17 protein-coding genes are annotated in these 18,898 nt (G+C 65.3%); 9 read left to right on the plus strand and 8 right to left on the minus strand.

Annotation, left to right across the window (positions count from 1 at the left end; genetic code table 11):
• Window positions 1-88: 88 nt before the first annotated feature.
• The 3 genes from C7411_RS21930 to C7411_RS21940 all read right to left on the minus strand — a co-directional run bounded on the left by C7411_RS21930 (window position 89) and on the right by C7411_RS21940 (window position 2,471).
• Window positions 89-892: a BPSS1780 family membrane protein gene (locus C7411_RS21930; protein WP_110386166.1), complete on the minus strand. Its 804-nt coding sequence runs from the start codon at window positions 890-892 to the stop codon at window positions 89-91.
• Window positions 883-1,890: a homoserine kinase gene (locus C7411_RS21935; RefSeq protein WP_110386167.1), complete on the minus strand. Its 1,008-nt coding sequence runs from the start codon at window positions 1,888-1,890 to the stop codon at window positions 883-885. The genes C7411_RS21930 and C7411_RS21935 overlap by 10 nt, the downstream gene beginning before the upstream one ends.
• 173 nt (window positions 1,891-2,063) lie before the next feature.
• On the minus strand, window positions 2,064-2,471 hold the full coding sequence (locus C7411_RS21940; RefSeq protein ID WP_110386168.1) for a hypothetical protein: 408 nt from the start codon (window positions 2,469-2,471) through the stop codon (window positions 2,064-2,066).
• Window positions 2,472-2,686: 215 nt separating this feature from the next.
• Here C7411_RS21940 and C7411_RS21945 point away from each other — a divergent pair, with 215 nt between their 5' ends.
• Together C7411_RS21945 and C7411_RS21950 are read left to right on the plus strand one after the other, a co-directional pair.
• Complete coding sequence (locus C7411_RS21945) at window positions 2,687-4,210, plus strand: AMP nucleosidase (RefSeq protein WP_110386169.1); 1,524 nt, start codon at window positions 2,687-2,689, stop codon at window positions 4,208-4,210.
• 84 nt (window positions 4,211-4,294) lie between these two features.
• Window positions 4,295-5,509: an MFS transporter gene (locus C7411_RS21950; protein ID WP_110386170.1), complete on the plus strand. Its 1,215-nt coding sequence runs from the start codon at window positions 4,295-4,297 to the stop codon at window positions 5,507-5,509.
• A gap of 27 nt (window positions 5,510-5,536) precedes the next feature.
• Here the strand turns inward: C7411_RS21950 and C7411_RS21955 are convergent, their stop codons facing one another.
• Both C7411_RS21955 and C7411_RS21960 read right to left on the minus strand, forming a co-directional pair.
• Window positions 5,537-6,064 (minus strand): chromate transporter, encoded by a 528-nt coding sequence (locus tag C7411_RS21955; protein ID WP_110386171.1) that lies wholly within the window; start codon window positions 6,062-6,064, stop codon window positions 5,537-5,539.
• Window positions 6,061-6,663 (minus strand): chromate transporter, encoded by a 603-nt coding sequence (locus C7411_RS21960; RefSeq protein ID WP_110386172.1) that lies wholly within the window; start codon window positions 6,661-6,663, stop codon window positions 6,061-6,063. Before C7411_RS21960 ends, C7411_RS21955 begins: the two co-directional genes overlap by 4 nt.
• 192 nt (window positions 6,664-6,855) lie before the next feature.
• Between C7411_RS21960 and C7411_RS21965 the strand changes: the two genes are divergently transcribed.
• Window positions 6,856-7,038 (plus strand): hypothetical protein, encoded by a 183-nt coding sequence (locus tag C7411_RS21965; protein ID WP_110386173.1) that lies wholly within the window; start codon window positions 6,856-6,858, stop codon window positions 7,036-7,038.
• A gap of 90 nt (window positions 7,039-7,128) precedes the next feature.
• On the opposite strand, the gene C7411_RS21970 is transcribed toward C7411_RS21965, so the two are convergent.
• The gene (locus C7411_RS21970; protein ID WP_110386174.1) at window positions 7,129-7,896 is read right to left on the minus strand and encodes an LOG family protein; all 768 of its coding nucleotides are present in this window, start codon (window positions 7,894-7,896) and stop codon (window positions 7,129-7,131) included.
• Between the two features lies 1 nt (window position 7,897).
• Between C7411_RS21970 and polA the strand changes: the two genes are divergently transcribed.
• The 3 genes from polA (at window position 7,898) to C7411_RS21985 (ending at window position 13,268) form a co-directional block, all read left to right on the plus strand.
• A complete protein-coding gene (polA, locus tag C7411_RS21975) occupies window positions 7,898-10,699 on the plus strand; it encodes a DNA polymerase I (RefSeq protein ID WP_110386175.1) in 2,802 nt (933 codons plus the stop codon).
• A 248-nt stretch (window positions 10,700-10,947) separates the two neighbouring features.
• Window positions 10,948-12,324: an NAD(P)/FAD-dependent oxidoreductase gene (locus C7411_RS21980; protein ID WP_110386176.1), complete on the plus strand. Its 1,377-nt coding sequence runs from the start codon at window positions 10,948-10,950 to the stop codon at window positions 12,322-12,324.
• A gap of 71 nt (window positions 12,325-12,395) precedes the next feature.
• A complete protein-coding gene (locus tag C7411_RS21985) occupies window positions 12,396-13,268 on the plus strand; it encodes a dienelactone hydrolase family protein (RefSeq protein WP_110386177.1) in 873 nt (290 codons plus the stop codon).
• Window positions 13,269-13,295: 27 nt separating this feature from the next.
• Here C7411_RS21985 and C7411_RS21990 read toward each other — a convergent pair whose 3' ends face one another.
• Complete coding sequence (locus C7411_RS21990) at window positions 13,296-14,165, minus strand: sulfurtransferase (protein ID WP_110386178.1); 870 nt, start codon at window positions 14,163-14,165, stop codon at window positions 13,296-13,298.
• Between the two features lie 139 nt (window positions 14,166-14,304).
• Window positions 14,305-15,411, minus strand: coding sequence for an aromatic ring-hydroxylating oxygenase subunit alpha (locus tag C7411_RS21995; protein WP_110386179.1), 1,107 nt, complete (start codon window positions 15,409-15,411; stop codon window positions 14,305-14,307).
• Between the two features lie 307 nt (window positions 15,412-15,718).
• Between C7411_RS21995 and C7411_RS22000 the strand changes: the two genes are divergently transcribed.
• The 3 genes from C7411_RS22000 (at window position 15,719) to dxs (ending at window position 18,897) form a co-directional block, all read left to right on the plus strand.
• On the plus strand, window positions 15,719-16,033 hold the full coding sequence (locus tag C7411_RS22000; protein WP_028202970.1) for an exodeoxyribonuclease VII small subunit: 315 nt from the start codon (window positions 15,719-15,721) through the stop codon (window positions 16,031-16,033).
• Window positions 16,030-16,911, plus strand: coding sequence for a polyprenyl synthetase family protein (locus tag C7411_RS22005; protein WP_110386180.1), 882 nt, complete (start codon window positions 16,030-16,032; stop codon window positions 16,909-16,911). The genes C7411_RS22000 and C7411_RS22005 overlap by 4 nt, the downstream gene beginning before the upstream one ends.
• Window positions 16,912-16,995: 84 nt before the next feature.
• Complete coding sequence (gene dxs, locus C7411_RS22010) at window positions 16,996-18,897, plus strand: 1-deoxy-D-xylulose-5-phosphate synthase (RefSeq protein WP_110386181.1); 1,902 nt, start codon at window positions 16,996-16,998, stop codon at window positions 18,895-18,897.
• Window position 18,898 lies beyond the last annotated feature (1 nt).

The raw sequence follows: 18,898 nt of genomic DNA on the forward strand, positions 1-18,898 counted from the left end.
GCTGCGCCCCGCTCACGGGGCAAAATGAAAACGGCGCCCCGAGGCGCCGTTTTTGCGTCGTGCCGTGTGTGAACGGCTGCCGCGCCGCTCAGCGGCCCGAGTCCGGCATTTCGGCGGCCTGCTTTTCCTGCACGCCGAAGCAGCCGCGGTAAGTCGCGTAGAACGAGCAATAGAGCATCGTCGTCACGATGATGAGCGCGGGCATCAGGATCGCCACCGTGAAGTCGCCCGCGCCGAGCGCGCGCAGAAGCGTCGACAGGCCGATCGATACGACCGTCGAGACCGCGAACCACAGCGCCCCGTACACCATGAACGCGCCCTTGTTGCGCCAGCAGCTCACAATGCTGAAGAACATGGCCTTCACGGGCGGCACGTCGTGCCATGCCGTGAGCACGGGCGCGAACCAGAACAGCATCGACACCGGCACGTAGCAGAGCAGCGAAGCAAGCACCGCAAGCGGCACGTCGCTGCTGGCGAGCGCTTGCGCATCGAGGTCGCCGCCGATCGTCATCAGCTGCAATAGCGCGCCGCCGTCCACGAACGCAGACGCGGCCAGCACCAGCAACATCGCCACCACGTAAATCGCCCCGAGCACGAGCAGGTGCTTCGCCACGACGTTGCCGTACGAACGAAAGCCGTCGATCAGAATGGTCGGGAACACCGGTTTGCCCGCGATCGTGTCGCGGCACGCCGCCATGAAGCCGACAGCCACGCCGGGCACGAACAGCAGCGGCAGCACGCCGCCGATCACGGGAATGGCGGAAATCAGCGTCATCGCCAGCAGATAGGCGAAAAACAGCGTGAGAAACGCGAGCGGATTGCGGCGGAACAGCCAGATACCCTGGCGGAACCAGACGTAGCCGGTCTTCGCGGGGACTTCAATTAGTTGCATGGGTGATGGGGCAAGGCGTGATGGGAGCCCGCCTCGCTGCCGGCGAGGCGCTCGCGCAGGATGCGCTCGAAGTGGCCGGGATCGTGCGGCTTGAGCAGTTCGGCCGAGCGCGGCAGGTGGAAATCATACAGGCGCGAGACCCAGAAGCGGTACGCGCCTGCGCGCAGCATGTCCATCCAGTGCCGCGTTTCCTCGGGCGTGAATGGGCGCACGGTCTGGTAGGCGCGCAGGAGCGCGTCGGCGCGCGCCGTGTCGAGCTTGCCCGTGGCGAGGTCGACGCACCAGTCGTTCACGGTCACGGCCACGTCGAAGAGCCACTTGTCGCAGCCGGCGAAATAGAAGTCGAAAAAGCCGCCCAGCCGGACTTCATGGCCCGGCGCCGGGTGCGAGTGCGCGAACATCGCGTTGTCGCGGAACAGGTCGCAATGGCACGGACCGCCCGGCAGTGCCGCGTAGTCGGCCGAGCCGAAGAATGCGCGCTGGTGGTCGAGTTCGCTCGTGAGAAGCGTGCGCTGGGCGTCGGCGAGAAACGGCAGCACCGTCGGCACCGTTTCCTCCCACCACGAAAGGCTGCGCAGATTCGGCTGGTCGCCGCGGTAGTCGCGGCCCGCCAGGTGCATCCGCGCGAGCATCTGGCCCACTTCCGCGCAGTGCTCCACGCCGGGCGCCAGTTCGGGCTTGCCTTCGAGCTTCGAGACGATGGCCGCGGGCTTGCCGTGCAGCAGTCCAAAAAGCGCGCCGTCCTTGCGCGGCATGGGGTCGGGTACCGGCACGCGATGCGAGGCGAGGTGCCGCATGAGGTCAAGGTAGAACGGCAGTTGGCCGGCCGTCAGCTTTTCGAAGATCGTCAGGACGTATTCGCCGCGCGTCGTCGTCAGGAAGAAGTTGCTGTTCTCAATGCCGGACTGGATGCCGCGAAATTCGACGACATCGCCGAGATCGTAGTCGCGCAGCCATTGGGCAAGCTCTTGGTCGGTGACAGCGGTGAAGACGGCCATGCAAGAAGGTCGGTTGATTGGTAATGGCGGGTCGGCGAACGCTGCGAGGTGCTGCCCGAGGGGCTTGCAGGCGTGTCCGGCTCAGGTGCGATGTCGGCGGCCCGGCTTATGGGGCGGCGCACATGGCGGTGGCGCGGGCATGCCCCAAAAAGGCATGCGCACGCCCGGATGGCTCAGTAATGCAGGTTGATCGACGGCAGGCGCGTGCTGGCCTGGCCGTTGTTGCGCACTTGCGGCGAGGTGTCGGGGTTCGCGCTCATCGTGTAGCGCGTGCCGAAGTTCGAATGCACGTTGATTTCGACGGGCTTGCCCTTGTCGCGGAACTCGGTGATTTCGGTGCCGTTCGGGCTCACTTCGTGATAGCTGGGCACGCGCGGCACGTCGTTGATGTTGACCTTCGAGGTGACGCGTGCGGCCGGCTGGTTGTTGATCGCGGCCAGATCGGGCAGGCCCGCGCGTTCGTTCTCGGACTGCGCGGATTGTGCCTCGACGGCGGTCTTTGCGTCGTCGGCCGGCGCGGCCATGGCGACCCCGCTGAAAGCGAGCGTCACCGCGACGGCGGCAAGAAGGTGCGACTTCATGGTCATTCTCCGATGGGATGCTTTAATTCTAGCAAATCCGGGCGCTTCGCCCCATGTCGCGCAGGCGCTGCGGCCCGCCCCCGGCGGGTTGCGCGCGGCGTCCGCAGCCTGCGCGCGGCCGGTGCTGCAAAAGCCCTGGGCGCGGCGAGGTTCGTCGCCAGAAAGTCGCACCTTCCGTGGTAATGTGGACCTATCAAACGGAGAGGCGAACGAAGATGAACAACGACTACCTGCGGCCCCTCATGACGCCGGCGCACGACTTCCCGGACGAATCTTTCGAAGACGCCGCCGACGCCGTGGCGCGCCTCTCGAGCATCTACGAAGCGAATACGTCGTTCCTGCGCGACGCGTTCGCGCGCTATCGCCGCGGCGAGGCGTTCGAGCGCCGCGTGCGCGCGTGCTACCCGTTCGTGCGCATCCGCACCAACGTCAACACGCATATCGACTCGCGCCGCTCGTATGGTTTCGTGGCCGGCCCCGGCGTGTTCGAGACCACCGTCACGCGGCCCGATCTGTTCGGCAATTACTACCGCGAGCAGTTGCGCCTGCTGGCGAAGAACCATCATGTGGCCATCGAAGTGGGCGTCTCGGATCAGCCCATTCCCGTGCACTTCGCGTTCGCCGAAGGCATCCACCTCGAAGGCGATCTCGACCGCGAGCGCCTCTTCGCCATGCGCGACGTGTTCGATACGCCCGACCTCGCGCAACTCGACGACCGCATCGTGAACGGCACCTACGAGCCGGAGCCGGGCGAGCCGCATCCGCTCGCGCTTTTCACCGCGCCGCGCGTGGACTTTTCGCTGCATCGGCTCAAGCACTACACGGCGTCGTCGCCCACGCACGTGCAGAATTATGTGCTCTACACGAACTACCAGTTCTATATCGACGAATTCGTGAAGCTCGGCCGCGCGATGATGGCGCACACCGACGACGCCGACCTGCGCAACTATCGCAGCGAATACACCTCGTTCGTCGAGCCCGGCGACGTGGTCACCTACAACGCGAATCTGGGCGAACAGGACGACGAAGGCACGGCGCCCGCGCGGCTGCCGCAAATGCCGGCCTATCACCTCAAGCGTGCGGACGGCAGCGGCATCACGATGATCAACATCGGCGTGGGACCGTCGAACGCGAAGACGATTACCGACCACATTGCCGTGCTGCGTCCGCATGCGTGGATCATGCTCGGCCACTGCGCGGGCTTGCGCAACACGCAGCGTCTGGGCGACTACGTGCTTGCGCACGGCTACGTGCGCGAGGATCACGTGCTCGACGCCGATTTGCCGCTGTGGGTGCCGATTCCGGCGCTCGCCGAAGTGCAGCTCGCGCTCGAGCGCGCGGTAGCGGAAGTCACGAAGCTCGATGGCGTGGAACTCAAGCGCGTGATGCGCACGGGGACGGTGGCGAGCGTCGACAACCGCAACTGGGAACTGCGCGATCATCGCGAGCCGGTGCAGCGACTTTCGCAGAGCCGCGCGATCGCGCTCGACATGGAAAGCGCAACGATCGCCGCGAACGGATTTCGCTTTCGTGTGCCGTACGGCACCTTGCTGTGCGTTTCCGACAAGCCGCTGCACGGCGAACTCAAGCTGCCGGGCATGGCCGATTCGTTCTATCGCGCGCAGGTCGATCAGCATTTGCAGATCGGCGTGAAGGCGATGGAGATTCTGCGCACGAATGGCCTGCACAAGCTGCATAGCCGGAAATTGCGCAGCTTCGCGGAGGTGGCGTTCCAGTAAGCGTGCATTGACCGGCGGCGGCTGGCTACAGGCGCGCCGCCGGTTTCACTTGTCGTCCTCGCTTGACCTATCGGGAACGCCGGCGTGCCTGGGCACCTCAGACTCCTCTACCTCTCACTGCTGCTTACGCGGCTCGCGGATCAGATCCTGCTGTTCACCGTACCGCTCGTCGTGTTCAAGCTGTCGGGGAGCGCTGCGTGGTCGGGCATCGCGTTCTTCTGCGAAGCCTTGCCGCGCTATGCGGCTTTTCCCGTTTGCGGCGCACTTTGCGACCGTGTGTCGACGCTCAAGCTGATTCGCTGGAGTCAGCGTTGGCGCTCGATCGTCTGCGTCGGCGGCGTGCTGGGTTTCGCCGTGCACGGCAGCCTCGCGTGGCTCGTCGTCATTTCGGCGGGCGCGGGCGTGCTGACGACGCAAGGCTTCATGGCTCGCGAAGCGATGCTGCCGCGCATTTTTCATGGCGACGCCTACCGTAAAAGCCTTTCGTACACGCAGATCGCGGATCAGTTGGGAACCGTCCTCGGACCGCTCGCCGCTGCGGGATTGCTGGGCATTTCGCATTGGGAATACGTCGTGTTGGCCGCTGCCGCGATTTTCCTCGTGTCAGATATCACGTTTTCGCTTTGGGCCGCGGGGCGGCAGATACCGATGATCGATCGCGAAGAGCCTCGCCGGAACTGGCTCGCGCCATATCGCATTGCGTTCATGCACATCGTCGCGATACCCGGCTTGCTGGAAGTGAGCGTGCTTGCGGCAGGCGTGAATCTCGTGGTCGGCGTGACGCTGGCGACATCGGCGGCCATGTTCACCGGAGTGTATGGCCAGACGGCTTCGGCCTATGCGTGGCTCCAGGTTGCGGGCTCGATCGCAACGGTCGTCGTGCTGATGTTCGTCGCTCACGTGAAGCTGCCCGCGCGCGCGTCGGGCGCAACTTCTTATCTGCTGATCGTGCTGGGCGGTCTGCTGACGGGGTGGGTATCGCTGCCTTTCGTCTATGCCGCCGGTTTCGTCGCGGTCATCGGCTTTGACAAGATGTTTAGCGTGTTCATGCGCGGCGTGCGCCAACGGTTGATTCCCGCCGAGGACTTCGGCAAGACCGTGGGTCTGATCGCACTACTGAACAACCTTACCCAGCCGCTTGCGGGCCTGCTGGTCGGGTTCTTTGCGGCGCGCCTGGGAACGGCGTCCGTCATTCTCGCGCTGACCTTGTGGATGGCCTCGATCGGAATCGCGCTGGTGGCGCGGGCCGCGCCTGGCGGCAGGCGCGCGGCGTGGCTGGCGAATATCGAGGAAGCCTGAACTCGTACGCCGCCGCACGCCGCCGACTCATTGCCCGAACCCCGTCAACCCGATCAGACTCCCCGCGCCGAGCAGCCACAGCGGATGAATCTTCGTGCGAAACGCGAGCGCGGCGCACACACCGGTAATCGCCCAGGCGATCCAGGAAGGATCGGAGGCTCTGGCGATCAGCACGGCGCTCGCGGCCACGAGGCCCGCCGTCACCGGCACGAGCCCCTTTTGGGCGATGCGCCGCCACGGGCGGTCCTTGAAGCGGTCCCACGCATGGAGCGCTGCGATCGTGACGAGCGACGACGGTCCGAACTTCGCAATCGACGTGACCAGCATGCCTGCCCAGCCGGCCACGTGCCAGCCGACCAGCGTCACGACCATCATGTTCGGGCCCGGGGCGGCCTGGGCAAGCGCGAATAGCGCGCTGAACTCGCTCGCCGGCATCCAGTGGTGGACCTCGACGACCTGACGCTGCATCTCGGGCAGGATCGTGTTGCCGCCGCCGAACGCGAGCAGCGAGAGCTGGCCGAAGATCGCGGCGAGCGCAACGAGTGTGGCGCTCATCGCGAGCCTCCTTCCTTGCGCGCCGCGCGAGCTGCGAGCGCGATGCCGACCGGCGTGAGCACGAGCATGGTGGGCAAGAGCGGCGTGCGGAGCACGGCAATGGCCACGAAGCCGAGTGCGGCGACGACGGCCGCGGCAGGATCGCGCCGCAGCGGCAGCACGATTTTCAGGGCCATCGAGACGAGCAGCCCGGCCGCCGCCGCGGCGAGCCCCACGAACAGATGCCGCACGTGCGGGTCGTCTTGCGTGCGCTCGTAGAGCACGCCTAGCCCGATCACGACGAGCGACGGCCCCGCGATCAGGCCGAGGATGCCGGCGAGTGCACCGCGCCATCCCTGAAAACGCATGCCGAGCGCGACCGAGAGATTGATGACGTTGCCGCCCGGCAAGAACTGGCAGAGGCCGAGCAGGTCGGTGAACTCGCTGGCGGTCAGCCAGCGGCGCTGTTCGACGATGGTGCGGCGCGCCAGCGGCAGTGCGCCGCCAAACGATGTGAAGCCGAGACCGAGGAAGCCGACGAACAGATCGCGTACCGTCGGCGTGTGCAGGCCGTCGTCCGTGCCATGTCCGGTAGCGGGCGATGAGATGGATTGTTTCATGAAAGGAAAGGACTCTGGGGCAAGTTCGGAGATTAAGCCCAATCGCGCGCGCGGCAAATCGATTTCGATTGCGCGCGCTTGTGATCTACACTCACAAGCGCGGCACGTTCCCTTCCGCCCGTTCCCGCGCTGCGCGCATTCGAAGCCGCTGCGCGGCACAACAGCTTCTCCGCCGCGGCGGGCGAGCTCGATGTGATTCACGCTGCCGCCTCGTCACCCGCGCTCGCGGGGCCGCATCTCGACGCGCGCGGCTACTGGTGGGTGGCCCGCCGCAAGGTGGCGCAAGCGCCTCTCGTCCTGCAGTTTTGCCGCTGGCTGGAGGAGCAGGCGAGCGCGCGGGCGCCGTTCGGTACGTCCGGCGTGCAAAGCACATGAGGGCAGTGATGCGCCGAGGCGCGAGCGGTGCGGCAGGCCTGCGAAAACATTAACCGCAGGCGATCCGCACGCCGCGCCGCAAGCGATGCATCAGAGATAGAACATCCGGTCTTCGTCGGAGTCGCGGTCGCGGCGCGCCGGGTGCTCCTTCCCGGTATCTTCGGCGGTGTCCGCATCTTCGTAGAACTTGAGAACGGCTTCGAGCACCTGGTCCGGGTCGTCGATCACCTGCATCAAGTCCATGTCTTCGGGATTGATGAGGCCCATGGGCACGAGCGCCGAGCGGAACCAGTCGAGCAGGCCCTTCCAGAATTCGGCGCCCACCAGAATGATGGGCACGTGACGCGACTTTTTCGTCTGGATGAGTGTGAGCACTTCGGCCAGTTCGTCGAGCGTGCCGAAGCCGCCGGGCATGACGATCACGGCGTCCGAGTTCTTCACGAAGGTGACCTTGCGCGTGAAGAAATGGCGAAAGCGCAGCGAAATGTCCTGCCACTGGTTGCCCGACTGCTCGTGCGGCAACTCGATGTTCAGGCCCACCGAAGGCGACTTGCCCGCATGCGCGCCCTGGTTCGCGGCTTCCATGATGCCGGGGCCGCCGCCGGAGATCACGGCGAAGCCCGCATCGGACACCTTGCGCGCAATGGTGCTGGCCAGCTGGTAGTACTCCGACTCCGGTTTCAGGCGGGCGGAACCGTAGATGCTGACCGCTGGCCGGATCTCGGACAGGTACTCGGTCGCCTCGATAAACTCTGCCATAATCGTGAACATCTGCCACGATGCGCGCGCCTTCTTGGCCGTCGCGCGCTCTTGATCTGCGAGTGAACGCAGACTCGGAATCACTTTTCTCTTGTCCATAATGCCTGAAGAACTACGCGTGGAAACGAAGCTACAAAATGAGCTGGAAGGTAAGACCCTGTTGCTGGTCGACGGTTCTAGCTATCTCTATCGGGCCTTCCATGCGATGCCGGATCTGCGCGGTCCTGACGGCGAACCCACGGGCGCGCTATACGGCATCATCAACATGCTGCGTCGCATGCGCAAGGACGTTACGGCAGAGTATAGCGCGTGCGTGTTCGATGCAAAGGGCAAGACGTTTCGCGACGACTGGTACCCCGAGTACAAGGCCAACCGGCCTTCCATGCCCGAGCCGCTCGCTGCACAAATCGAGCCCATTCATACGGCCGTGCGCGCGCTCGGCTGGCCGCTCCTGATGATCGAAGGCGTGGAGGCCGACGACGTGATCGGCACGCTCGCGCGCGAGGCCGGGAAGCTCGGCATGAAGGTCATCGTTTCCACGGGCGACAAGGACCTCGCGCAGCTCGTGACGGACCGCGTCACGCTCATCAACACGATGACGAATGAAACGCTCGATCGCGAAGGCGTGATCGCGAAGTTCGGCGTGCCGCCGGAGCGCATCGTCGATTATCTCTCGCTCATCGGCGACACCGTCGACAACGTGCCGGGCGTGAACAAGTGCGGCCCGAAAACGGCGGTGAAGTGGCTCACGCAATACGACTCGCTCGACGGCGTGATCGCGCACGCGGATGAAATCAAGGGCGCCGTGGGCGGCTATCTGCGCGACGCGCTCGACTTCCTGCCGATGGCGAGAAAGCTCGTCACAGTGGAAACGGCTTGCGATCTCACGCCGCATCTCGAGTCGATCGAAGCGTCGCTCGCCACGCGCGCCGAAGCGCGCGAAGAACTGCGCGATATCTTCACGCGACACGGCTTCAAGACCTGGCTGCGCGAACTCACCGAAGCGAGCCAGCAGAGCGAGACCGTGCCCGCCGCGACCCAGGGCGACGTGCCCGAGAAAGATGCGAACGTGCAGCCTGCGCTGTTCGTCGATGCCCCGCGCCACTATGAAACGATCCAGACGTGGCCGCAGTTCGACGCGTGGCTCGGGAAGATCGAAGCCGCCGAACTCACCGCGTTCGACACCGAGACCACGGCGCTCGATCCGATGGTCGCGAAGCTCGTCGGCATGTCGTTTTCGACGCAACCTGGCGAGGCCGCCTATTTGCCGCTCGCGCATCGCGGCCCGGACGCGCCCGATCAACTGCCGCAGGACGAAGTCCTCGCACGCCTGAAGCCCTGGCTCGAAAGCGGGAAGCACAAGAAAGTCGGCCAGCACATGAAGTACGACGAGCAGGTGCTCGCGAACTACGGTATCGAGCTGAACGGCGTGGAGCATGACACGCTGCTCGAATCGTATGTGCTCGAATCGCATCGCAGCCACGACATGGACAGCCTCGCGCTGCGCCATCTCGGCATCAAGACGATCAAGTACGAAGAGGTGGCGGGCAAGGGCGCGCAGCAGATCGGCTTCGACGAAGTCGCGCTCGACAAGGCCGCCGAATACGCAGCCGAAGACGCCGATGTCACGCTGCAACTGCATCGCGCGCTCTATCCGCAGATCGCGCCCGAGAAGGGGCTCGATTACGTCTATCGCAACATCGAATTGCCCACCTCGCGCGTGCTGCGCAAGATGGAGCGCAACGGTGTGCTGATCGACACCGAACGGCTCGACAAGCAGAGCGCGGAAATTGCCGTGCGGCTCATCGCGCTCGAACAGGAGGCGTACGCGCTCGCGGGCGGCGAGTTCAATCTGGGCTCGCCCAAGCAGATCGGCCAGATCTTCTTCGAAAAGCTGCAATTGCCGGTCGTGAAGAAAACGCCGAGCGGCGCGCCTTCCACCGACGAAGAAGTGCTGCAAAAGCTCGCCGAGGATTACCCGCTGCCCAAGATCCTGCTCGAGCATCGCGGTCTTGCCAAGCTCAAGTCCACGTATACCGACAAGCTGCCGCGCATGGTCAATGCGCAAACGGGCCGTGTGCACACGAACTACGCGCAGGCCGTGGCGGTCACGGGCCGTCTTGCGTCGAACGATCCGAATCTGCAGAACATCCCCGTGCGTACGGGCGAAGGCCGGCGCATTCGCGAGGCGTTCATCGCGCCGCCGGGGCACAAGATCGTTTCCGCCGACTACTCGCAGATCGAACTGCGCATCATGGCGCATATCTCGGGCGACGAGTCGCTGCTCGCGGCGTTCGCACGCGGCGACGACATTCACCGCGCCACGGCTTCGGAGGTGTTCGGCGTCACGCCGCTCGAAGTGAGCGCGGACCAGCGGCGCATCGCCAAGGTCATCAATTTCGGCCTGATTTACGGCATGAGCGCGTTTGGGCTCGCATCGAATCTCGGCATTACGCGCGACGCGGCGAAGCTCTATATCGACCGCTATTTCGCGCGCTATCCGGGCGTTGCGCGCTACATGGACGAAACCCGCATGGACGCGAAATCGCGCGGCTATGTGGAGACCGTATTCGGCCGCCGCCTGTGGCTGCCCGAGATCAACGGCGGCAACGGCCCGCGCCGCCAGGCCGCCGAGCGCGCAGCCATCAACGCGCCCATGCAGGGCACGGCTGCCGATCTCATCAAGCTTTCCATGGTCGCGGTGCAGAAGTGGCTCGACGAACGCAAGATCGGCACGAAGATGATCATGCAGGTGCACGATGAACTCGTGCTCGAAGTGCCGGGCGACGAACTCGCCGAAGTGCGCAAGCGCTTGCCCGAGCTGATGTGCTCGGTGGCGCAGCTCAAGGTGCCGCTCGTCGCCGAAGTGGGCGTGGGCGAGAACTGGGAAGAGGCACATTGAAGGTGCATCGAGGTGCTTAGTGGCGCTTACTAAGTACATACTGAATGCGTAGTGCCGTAACCAGAGGACGTAACTGCGCGCGCGCGATAAGGCAAGCCTCGCGTGCGCGATGTCGCGAATGCGCGCCGCAAGGGTTGCCGCCGCGCGCTCCGTCAGCCGACAATGATTTGATCGAAGGCCGGTGCCTCGCACGTCATGTTGTCGATGCATCGGCCTTTCTATCGCCTTTCGACATGCACGGAGAGTCTATGCATCGCTTTATCGTTGTGGGAGGAGGCGCAGGCGGGCTGGAACTGGCAACACGGCTCGGCGATCGTTACGGCGAGGCGCGCGCGAAGCGGGGCAAGCCGCAGGCGGCATCGATCACGCTGGTCGACCGTAATCCAACGCATATCTGGAAACCGCTCCTGCACGAAGTCGCGGCGGGCAGCATGGATCCGTTCACGCATCAGCTCGAATATCCGGCGCAGGCGCGCTGGCACGGCTTCGAGTTCCAGCAGGGCGAGCTGACCGGGCTCGACCGCGCGGCGAAGCGCATTACGCTCGGGCGCGTACTCGACGAAGACGGCGGGGAAATGCTGCCCGAGCGCGTGCTCGAATACGACACGCTCGTGCTCGCAATCGGCAGCACGACGCACTTTTTCGGCGTGCCGGGCGCGGCCGAGAATTCCATCGCGCTCGACACCGTCGAGCAGGCCGAGCGCTTTCGCAAGCGCCTGATCGCCGCGTGCATGCGCGCCGAACATCAGGCGCCCGAAAGGGTCGCGGTGGAGGTGACGGCGGACGACCCCGCGCCGGCCATGAACGCAGGCGCCGAGCCGCGCGTGCAGGTGGCGATCATTGGCGCGGGCGCGACGGGCGTCGAGCTTTCCGCCGAACTGCGCAACACCGCCCAGGTGCTGTCGGCCTATGGGCTGCACAAGCTCGATCCGCGCCACGATGTGGGCATCGTGCTGATCGAGGCGGGCCCGCGCATCCTGCCCGCGTTGCCCGAGCGCGTGTCTTCGGCGACGGGCGAGCTGCTGCAGAAGCTCGGCGTGAAGCTGCTGACGAGCGAGCGCGTGATCGAAGTGGCGCCTGGCGTCGTGCGTACCGCGAGCGGCAAGAACCTGCGCGCGGACCTCACGGTCTGGGCCGCGGGCATTACCGCTCCGGCTGTGCTTTCGCGGCTCGACGGCCTCACCGTCAACAAGCTCGGCCAGCTGATCGTGCGCCGTACGCTGCAAACGGAACTCGACGACAACATCTTCGCGCTCGGCGACTGCGCGGCCTGCGAATGGCCGGGCCACGAGCGCGGCGTGCCGCCGCGCGCGCAGGCCGCCCACCAGCAGGCCACGTTCCTCTTCAAGTCGCTGGGCAATCAGCTTGCCGGCAAGCCGCTGGAGGCGTTCACCTATCGCGACTTCGGCTCACTGGTGTCGCTCGGACACTTCAGCGCGGTCGGCAATCTGATGGGCGGGCTGATCGGCGGGAATATGTTGATCGAAGGGTTGTTTGCCCGTTTCATGTACATGTCGCTGTACCGGCTGCACATCGCGGCGCTGCACGGCTACGCACGCATGGTGCTCGATACCTTCGCGCACTGGCTGCGCCGCACGACGCTGCCGCGCGTGAAATTGCACTGAGCCGCGCTTGCGTTCGGGGGACGCGGCGCTGCCCGGATCGTTTCTGCTGTTCGACCGCCAAGGAGCGCTGCATGCTGAAACCCGAAGTCGATAGTCTCGTCCCGCACGTGCCGTTCAACCGGCGCACCTTCATCAAGGCGGCGCTCGGCAGCGGGTTCGCCGCTGCCGTGCTGCCGGTCTCCGCGCAAACCATCCACACCGACAGCGAGGGTCTCGAAGCCGGCGAGATCGGCTTCGAGTCGGGCGGCACGCTCATTCCGGCGTATCGCGCGCAGCCGCGCGGCAAGACGCATTTGCCGGTCGTCATCGTGATTCACGAGATCTTTGGCGTGCACGAGCATATCGCCGATGTGTGCCGCCGCTTCGCGAAGCTCGGCTATCTCGCCATCGCGCCGGACTTCTTCGTGCGCCAGGGCGATGCGTCCGTGTACCCGACGATTCAGCAGATCAACGACAACATCGCGAGCAAGGTGCCCGACGCCCAGGTGATGGGCGACATCGACGCGGCCGTTGCCTGGGCAGGCGGGCATGGCGGCGACACGAAGCGCGTGGGCGTGAACGGCTTTTGCTGGGGCGGGCGCTATGCGTGGCTCTATGCGGAGCACAACCCGCACATCAAGGCGGCGGTGGTGTGGTATGGGCGCGTGGCGGGCCCGCACACGGCGAACGCGCCGAGCAATCCGCTCGATCTCGCGAACACGCTGCAGGTGCCGGTGCTCGCCATGTACGGCTTGCAGGACACGAGCATTCCGCAGGACACGCTCGAGCAGATGAAGGCCGCCATCGCGCAAGGTCCGCAGGGTGGGCGCAGCTCGCAGATCGTCGTGTACAACGATGCGGGCCACGCGTTCTTCGCGGACTACCGCCCGAGCTATCGCAAGGCCGATGCGCAAGACGGCTGGAAGCGCGCCATTGCGTGGTTCAGGGAGCACGGCGTGGTGTGACGCCGTGCCCGGCTCCGGGTTCCCGGCTTAGGGATTGGGACCCGTCGCGACCGGCCGCGAAGGATCGGCGCTCCACTCGCTCCACGAGCCGGGATAGAGCGCCGCGCCGTGCAGGCCGGCAATCTCCATCGCGAGCGCATTGTGGCAGGCGGTTACGCCCGAGCCGCATTGCAGGACCACGTGTTCGGGGGTGATGCCCGGCAGCACCGCCATGAAATCCTCGCGCAGCGCGTGCGCCGACTTGAAGCGGCCATCCGGCGTGAGATTGTCCTGATAAAACCGGTTGCGTGCACCAGGAATATGGCCGCCCACCGGATCGATCGTTTCGTTCTCGCCGCGGTAGCGGTCGGCGGCGCGCGCGTCGACGACCGTGAGTTCGTGCGTGGCGAGATTGCGGACGATGGCCTGCGCGTCCACCGTCACCTGGAGCGGCGCGCCAGCCTTGAAAGTGCCGCGCGCGGGCGTGGGCACATCGCGCACGAGCGGGAAGCCCGCGGCTTCCCACGCATTGAGGCCGCCGTCGAGCACCGCCACCGAGTCGTGGCCGAGCCAGCGCAGAAGCCACCACAGGCGCGCGGCGTAGGCGCCGCCTTGTGCGTCGTAGGCCACGACCTGCTGGCCTTCGTTGAGTCCGCGCAGCAAGAGCGTGGCGACGAGCGCCGAGCGGTCGGGCAGCGGATGGCGGCCGTTCTTGCCCGTCTTCGGGCCCGAGAGGTCGCGGTCCAGATGCAGGTATTGGGCGCCGGGCAGATGGCCGAGCGCATAGGCGTTCTCGCCGGCGGCGGGATTGGCGAGATCGAAGCGGCAGTCGAAAACCAGCACGCTGCCCGGCGCGGCGGTCAGGCGTTCGTGCAGATTGGCGGCCGAGATCAGCGTGGTGTGGTGCGTGTGGGGCATGACGGCTCCTTGAATCGTGCAAGGCCGCCATCTCTGGCTATGCGACGGCCCGGTGCCGTCAGTCTAAACAAAAAGACGGACTGAAGCCCGTCTTTCGGTGATGCGTTCGAGATGCCCGAGGCTCGCGCCTGGCCGCGCGTCAGATCGGTCCCAGTTCGCGGCGCAGGAACTCGTGGAAGTGCTGCATGCCGTCTTCCATCGGGCTCTGGTACGGCCCCACCTCGGAAACGCCGCGCTCGAAGAGCGCACGGCGGCCGGCGTCCATGCGCTCGGCGATTTCGTCGTCTTCGACGGCCGTTTCCATATAGGCGGCGCGCTCGGCCTCGACGAACTCGCGCTCGAAGAGCGTGATTTCCTCGGGGTAATAGAACTCGACGATGTTCGTCGTTTTCTGCGTGCCCTGCGGGATGAGCCACGAGACCACGAGCACGTGCGGATACCACTCGATCATGAGATTCGGGTAGTACACCATCCAGATCGCGCCGAACTCGGGAGGCACGCCGTTGCGAAAACGCAGGACCTCGTCGTGCCACTTGCGGTACGTCGGGCTGCCCGGCTTGCCGAGATGGTTGTGCACGCCGACCGTCTGCACGCTATACCACTCGCCGAACTCCCACTGGAGGTCGTCGCACGACACGAAGTTGCCGAGGCCCGGGTGGAACGGCACGACGTGATAGTCTTCCAGATAGACCTCGATGAAGGTCTTCCAGTTGTAGTTGCACTCGTGAACCTCGACGTGATCGAACATGTAGTCCGTAAAATCGAGGTGTTTGGCCGGCCCAAGGCGCGCGAGATCGCGCGCGACGTCGCGGCCCGCGGATTCGAACAGCAGCCCGTTCCATTGCTGGAGCGGCGAGCTGTTCAGGTTCAGACACGGCTTGTCCGCGAAGTGCGGTGCGCCGAGCAGTTCGCCCTTGAGGTCATAGGTCCAGCGATGCAGCGGACATACAATGTTGTCTGCCGTGCCGCGACCGTTTAGCATGATGGCCTGGCGATGCCGGCACACGTTCGAGAGCAGTTCGATTTCGTTGCTCTTGTTGCGAACGAGCACGCGGCCTTCTTTTTCGCCCGGCAGCGCAAAATAGTTTCCCGCCTCGGGCACCATGAGTTCGTGCCCGACGTAGCGAGGACCCTTCTGGAAAAGCGTGTCGATTTCGCGCTTGAGTAGCGCTTCGTCAAAATAAGCGGTGACTGGCAGCTGGCTGTGGATGGACTTCAGCTGCAATGCATTGCTCAGATTGGACATTCCCACTCCCGATGAAGACGTGAAAGCAGTGAACAACCCAACCATCGAAGATTCGATTTAGGGAGCCGGCGATTATACCCGGTTACCCCATCATGGGGTAGCTAAGTGACTGATTTTTGCCAAAATTACACCGGAAAGACGGCAGGAATTCAGGAAATATGAGACAAATGCACGGGTAATCGGGCCTTCTGGAACCGGTTTGTACTGACCCCGAGCGTGTGGTCGAGAGGGTACACAAGCCCGGGAGCGGGTCGAAAAGGGCCTTTTGCCGTAGAATGTCCGCCTTGTTTCATTCTGGCGACGACTCATGGCGAAATCCGCAACGAAAGACCGCGCTGGCGCGGGCGAAAGCGCAGCCGGGCTGGCCGAGGGCGAAGCCCTGCCCGAGAGCTACGAGGCGGCGCTCGCGGAGCTCGACGGGCTCGTTGCGCGCATGGAAGGCGGCAGCCTGAGCCTGGAAGAATCGCTTGCAGCCTACCGCCGCGGTGCGGCGCTCGTGCGCTTCTGCCAGCAGCAGCTCGAAAAGGTTGAACAACAGGTGCGCGTGCTCGACGGCGAGACGCTGCGGCCCGTGCCTCTCAATACGACAGACTCCGCAGCGGGCGGAGACGACGATCTATGACATTTGACCAATGGACCCGGCAGGTACTCGACCGGGTCGAAAGCGCGCTCGATCACTATTTGCCGGCTGCCGACGTGCTGCCGGCGCCGCTGCACGACGCCATGCGTTATGCCGTGATGGGCGGCGGCAAGCGGGTGCGCCCGCTCCTGTGCCACGCGGCGGGCGAACTCACGGACGCCACGCCGGAAGCGCTCGACGCGGCGGCCTGCGCGCTCGAAATGATCCATGTGTACTCGCTCGTGCACGACGACATGCCGTGCATGGACGACGACGACATGCGTCGCGGCAAACCCACCGTACACGTCAAATATGACGAACCGACGGCGCTGCTGGTGGGCGACGCGCTGCAGTCGCAAGCCTTCATCACGCTGACCGCCGATGTGCTCGATGCCCGGCACCAGGCATCGCTCGTGCGCGAACTCGCGCTGGCCAGCGGCTCGATCGGCATGGCCGGCGGCCAGGCCATCGACCTCGCGAGCGTAGGCCATTCGCTCACCCGCGAGCAGCTCGAAACGATGCACCGCCTGAAGACCGGCGCGCTCTTGCGCGCCGCGGTCCGCATGGGCGCGCTGGCGGGCGAAACGCCCTCGGCGGAAAGTCTCGCCGCGCTCGACAGGTATGCGGCGGCCGTGGGCCTCGCTTTCCAGGTGGTGGACGACATTCTCGACGTCACCGCCGACTCCGCAACGCTCGGCAAGACCGCGGGCAAGGACGCGAAGGACGGCAAGCCGACCTACGTGTCGATTATCGGTCTTGATGCCTCGCGTGCGCTCGCGCAGCAGTTGCGCGCCGACGCGCACGCGGCGCTCGAACCGTTCGGTGCGCGCGCTCAGCGCCTCGCCGAACTCGCTGACCTGGTGGTGAACCGGGTGAGCTGACCGCGCAACCCGCCCACGCGCATGAAACGGAACTCATGCGCAGAAAAAGTGCGGGAGCGCCAGTTTTCCTACAATGGAACGACGATGTACGACTTGCTGAAAACCATTGACGACCCGGCGGATTTGCGCCGCCTCGATCGCCGCCAGTTGCAACCGCTTGCCGACGAACTGCGTGCCTTCGTTCTCGAGAGCGTCTCGCAGACGGGCGGCCACCTGTCGTCCAACCTCGGTACGGTCGAATTGACGATCGCGCTGCACTACGTGTTCGACACGCCGCGCGACCGCATCGTCTGGGACGTGGGCCATCAGACCTATCCGCACAAGATCCTGACGGGCCGCCGCGACCAGATGTCGACGCTGCGCCAGCTCGGCGGCATTTCGGGCTTCCCGAAACGCGACGAGTCGCCGTACGACACGTTCGGCACCGCGCACTCGAGCACGTCGATTTCGGCGGCGCTCGGCATGGCCGTCGCGAGCAAGCTCAAGGGCGACAACGCCATGGGCATCGCCGTGATCGGCGACGGCGCGATGACGGCCGGCATGGCCTTCGAGGCACTGAACAACGGCGGCGTGGAAGACGACGTCCCGCTGCTCGTCATCCTCAACGACAACGACATGTCGATTTCGCCGCCGGTCGGCGCGCTCAATCGCCATCTCGCGCGCCTCATGTCGGGCCGCTTCTACGCCGCCGCACGCGCGGGCGTGGAGCGCGTGCTGCGCCATGCGCCGCCGGTGCTCGACCTCGCGCGCAAGCTCGAAGAGCACGCGAAGGGCATGATCGTGCCGGCTACGCTGTTCGAGGAATTCGGCTTCAACTACATTGGGCCGATCGACGGCCACGACCTGGATTCGCTGATCCCGACGCTGCAGAACATCAAGGAACTGCGCGGCCCGCAATTCCTGCACGTCGTGACGAAGAAAGGCCAGGGCTACAAGCTCGCAGAAGCCGACCCGGTGCTGTACCACGGTCCTGGCAAGTTCAACCCGGCCGAAGGCATCAAGCCGTCGGCGACGCCCGCCAAGAAGACCTACACGCAGGTGTTCGGCGAATGGCTGTGCGATGCCGCCGAACTCGACCAGCGGGTGGTCGGCATCACGCCGGCCATGCGCGAAGGCTCGGGCATGGTGGAGTTCGAAAAGCGCTTCCCGGACCGCTACTACGACGTGGGCATCGCCGAGCAGCACGCCGTGACGTTCGCGGGCGGTCTCGCGGCCGAAGGGTTGAAGCCCGTGGTCGCGATCTACTCGACCTTCCTGCAGCGCGCGTATGACCAGCTGATCCACGACGTGGCGCTGCAGAACCTGCCGGTCGTGTTCGCGATCGACCGCGCGGGCCTCGTCGGCGCCGACGGCGCGACGCACGCGGGCGCGTACGATCTCGCGTTCATGCGCTGCATCCCGAACATGATGATCATGGCGGCGTCCGACGAAAACGAATCCCGCCAGATGCTCTACACGGCGCTGCAGCAGGACGGCCCGGCTGCCGTGCGCTACCCGCGCGGTGCGGGCACGGGCGTGGCGACCGTCAAGCAGATGGCCGCGCTGCCGGTGGGCAAGGGCGAAGTCCGCCGCGAGAGCAACGCGCCGGCGGGCAGCCGCATCGCGATTCTCGCGTTCGGCACGATGGTTGCGCCGTCGCTCAAGGCCGCCGAGGAACTGGACGCCACCGTGGCGAACATGCGTTTCGTGAAGCCGCTCGATGCGGACCTCGTGAAGCAACTCGCCGAAACGCACGACTATCTCGTGACTGTCGAGGAAGGCTGCATCATGGGCGGTGCCGGTTCGGCCTGCGTGGAAGCCCTCCTTGAAAGTGGGGTTATCAAGCCCGTACTACAATTGGGCCTCCCCGACCGCTTCATCGACCACGGCGACCCGGCGAAGCTGCTGGCGGGCTGTGGACTCGACGCAGCAGGGATCGCGAAGTCGATTCGCGAGCGCTTTCTCGACAAGGCGGTGTCCGGCAAGTCGGTGATGCGCGTCGCCTGAG

This window comes from Paraburkholderia silvatlantica (genome assembly GCF_003096715.1).
Taxonomy (GTDB): Bacteria; Pseudomonadota; Gammaproteobacteria; order Burkholderiales; family Burkholderiaceae; genus Paraburkholderia; species Paraburkholderia silvatlantica.

Excerpts from the sequence above, each read along its gene's own strand:
- C7411_RS21940 (WP_110386168.1), bottom strand. The coding sequence starts at position 2,471 with ATGAAGTCGCACCTTCTTGCCGCCGTCGCGGTGACGCTCGCTTTCAGC.
- dxs (WP_110386181.1), top strand. The coding sequence starts at position 16,996 with ATGTACGACTTGCTGAAAACCATTGACGACCCGGCGGATTTGCGCCGC.
- polA (WP_110386175.1), top strand. The coding sequence starts at position 7,898 with ATGCCTGAAGAACTACGCGTGGAAACGAAGCTACAAAATGAGCTGGAA.
- C7411_RS21980 (WP_110386176.1), top strand. The coding sequence starts at position 10,948 with ATGCATCGCTTTATCGTTGTGGGAGGAGGCGCAGGCGGGCTGGAACTG.
- C7411_RS21995 (WP_110386179.1), bottom strand. The coding sequence starts at position 15,411 with ATGTCCAATCTGAGCAATGCATTGCAGCTGAAGTCCATCCACAGCCAG.
- C7411_RS22000 (WP_028202970.1), top strand. The coding sequence starts at position 15,719 with ATGGCGAAATCCGCAACGAAAGACCGCGCTGGCGCGGGCGAAAGCGCA.
- C7411_RS21955 (WP_110386171.1), bottom strand. The coding sequence starts at position 6,064 with ATGAGCGCCACACTCGTTGCGCTCGCCGCGATCTTCGGCCAGCTCTCG.
- C7411_RS21945 (WP_110386169.1), top strand. The coding sequence starts at position 2,687 with ATGAACAACGACTACCTGCGGCCCCTCATGACGCCGGCGCACGACTTC.
- C7411_RS21970 (WP_110386174.1), bottom strand. The coding sequence starts at position 7,896 with ATGGACAAGAGAAAAGTGATTCCGAGTCTGCGTTCACTCGCAGATCAA.
- C7411_RS21985 (WP_110386177.1), top strand. The coding sequence starts at position 12,396 with ATGCTGAAACCCGAAGTCGATAGTCTCGTCCCGCACGTGCCGTTCAAC.
- C7411_RS21930 (WP_110386166.1), bottom strand. The coding sequence starts at position 892 with ATGCAACTAATTGAAGTCCCCGCGAAGACCGGCTACGTCTGGTTCCGC.
- C7411_RS21960 (WP_110386172.1), bottom strand. The coding sequence starts at position 6,663 with ATGAAACAATCCATCTCATCGCCCGCTACCGGACATGGCACGGACGAC.
- C7411_RS21935 (WP_110386167.1), bottom strand. The coding sequence starts at position 1,890 with ATGGCCGTCTTCACCGCTGTCACCGACCAAGAGCTTGCCCAATGGCTG.
- C7411_RS21990 (WP_110386178.1), bottom strand. The coding sequence starts at position 14,165 with ATGCCCCACACGCACCACACCACGCTGATCTCGGCCGCCAATCTGCAC.
- C7411_RS22005 (WP_110386180.1), top strand. The coding sequence starts at position 16,030 with ATGACATTTGACCAATGGACCCGGCAGGTACTCGACCGGGTCGAAAGC.